Below are 2,115 nucleotides of genomic sequence, written 5' to 3'. Positions count from 1 at the left end.
GAACTTGCCCGTCACCCCGGCAAGTGTTGAGCTGAACTTCCTGGGCATCAACGACTTCCATGGCCGCATCGATTCCAACACCGTGTTCTTCGCCGGGACCATCGAGAAGCTGCGCGCCGCTGCCGCCCCGGGCGCCACGACGTTCATTTCGGCCGGCGACAACATCGGCGCCTCGCTGTTCGCCTCGGCGATTGCCAAGGACCAGCCGACCATCGACGTGCTGAACGCCCTGGAGCTGCGCACCTCCGCGGTGGGCAACCACGAGTTCGACGGCGGCTGGGCTGACCTGCGCGACCGCGTCACTGCCGGCGGGACCAACGCCAAGTTCCCGTACCTGGGCGCCAACGTCTACGCCAAAGGCACCACCACCCCGGTCCTGCCGGAATACACGGTCCTGGACATGAACGGCGTGAAGGTCGCCGTGATCGGCACGGTTACGCAGGAGGTGCCGTCCCTGGTCGCGCCGTCAGGCATCGCGGACCTTGAATTCGGTGACCCCGTCGACGCGATCAACCGGGTCGCGGCGAAGATCAAGGCGGACAAGCTCGCCGACGTCATCATCGTGGAGAACCACGACGGCGCCGGGTCGGGCGCACCCGAGGGCGCCACTTTGGAGCAGGAAATCGCCGCGGGCGGCCCCTTCGCCAAGATGGTCCAGAAGGTCACCCCGGATGTGGCGGCGATCTTCAACGGCCACACCCACAAGCAGTACGCGTGGGACGCCCCGGTCCTGGACGCGGCGGGCCAGCCCACGGGCAAGACCCGCCCGATCGTCCAGACCGGAAACTACGGCGAGTTCATCGGCCAGATCCAGCTGACCATCGACACCAGGACCATGTCGGTGACCGGGTACAAGGCCGGCAACGTCCAGCGCACCACCAGCGCCGCGCAGCCGGCAGCCGATCTTGTGGCGCAGTACCCGCGCGTCGCGGCCGTCAAGGCAATCGTGGACAAGGCCCTGGCCGACGCCGCGGTGGTCGGCAACCAGCCTGTCGGCAAGGTCACGGCGGACATGACGACGGCGTTCGCCGGTTCCCCGGCTGTGCGCGATGACCGGAGCAGCGAGTCCACGCTCGGCAACCTGGTGGCGGACTCCCTGGTGGATGCGCTGAAGGCGCCGGACCTCGGCGCCGCCGAAATCGGCGTCGTCAACCCGGGCGGCCTGCGCAACGAGCTGTACTACGCCCCCGACGGCACGATCACGTACGCCGAGGCCAACGCGGTGCTGCCGTTCGTGAACAATCTGTGGACCACGTCCCTGACCGGTGCGCAGTTCAAGACCCTGCTGGAGCAGCAGTGGCAGACCAACCCGGACGGCACGGTTCCCAGCCGTGCGTACCAGCAGCTGGGCCTGTCCAAGAACGTGAACTACACCTACGACGCCGCCCGCGCCGCCGGTGACCGGATCACCTCGATCCGGGTCAATGGTGCACTGATCGACCCGGCGAAGTCCTACCGGATCGGGACGTTCAATTTCCTGGCCACCGGCGGCGACAACTTCCGCATCTTCAAGGAAGGCGCGGGCACCAAGGACTCCGGGCTCGTGGACCGCGACGCCTGGATCAAGTACCTGCAGGCCCACAACCCGGTCTCGCCGGACTTCGCCCGCCGCTCCGTGGCTGTCGTGAACACGACGGCGGCCGAGGTCAAGGGCGGCGAATCCATCACACTGGCGGTTTCGAAGCTGGACCTCACCTCGCTGGGCAGCCCGGTGAATGCCTCGCTGCGCGCCGAGTTCACGGACGCTGCGGGCACCGTGACGGCCCTGGGTACGGTACCGGTGACCGCCGGCGCCGCCAACGTGAGCGTGTTGGTTCCCGCTGGCGCCGCCGCCGGCACGGGCACCCTGGTGCTTACCGCCGTCGAATCCGGCACTGTGGTGAAAACGGCGGTGAAGGTCGCGGCCAGCGTCCCCGTCCCGCCGAAGTGCACGCCGCCGGTCAAGCCGACCAGGCCAGGGGATCTCGTGGGCCAGGTGAACTACGGGACAGCCATGGCCGCCTACCGGAAGTGCCTCAAGGGCTGATGCCTTAGCCCGGACTTCCTGGTCCCCCACCACGGCACATGCCCTCCCCTGGCCCGCAGCACTGGACATAAGCACCAACTGTCCACTGC

1 protein-coding gene is annotated in these 2,115 nt (G+C 68.0%); it reads left to right on the top strand.

Going from position 1 to position 2,115, the window contains the following annotated elements; translation table 11 throughout:
- The coding region (locus LQV45_RS27660; protein ID WP_230010071.1) for a bifunctional UDP-sugar hydrolase/5'-nucleotidase at positions 1-2,026 on the top strand (2,026 nt) is incomplete at its 5' end.
- Between the last annotated feature and the right edge of the window lie 89 nt (positions 2,027-2,115).

The sequence above is a fragment of the Microbacterium sp. Bi128 genome, assembly GCF_918698205.1.
Note: the sequence above shows the minus strand (reverse complement) of the source record. Positions and strands in the feature narration are given on the sequence as shown.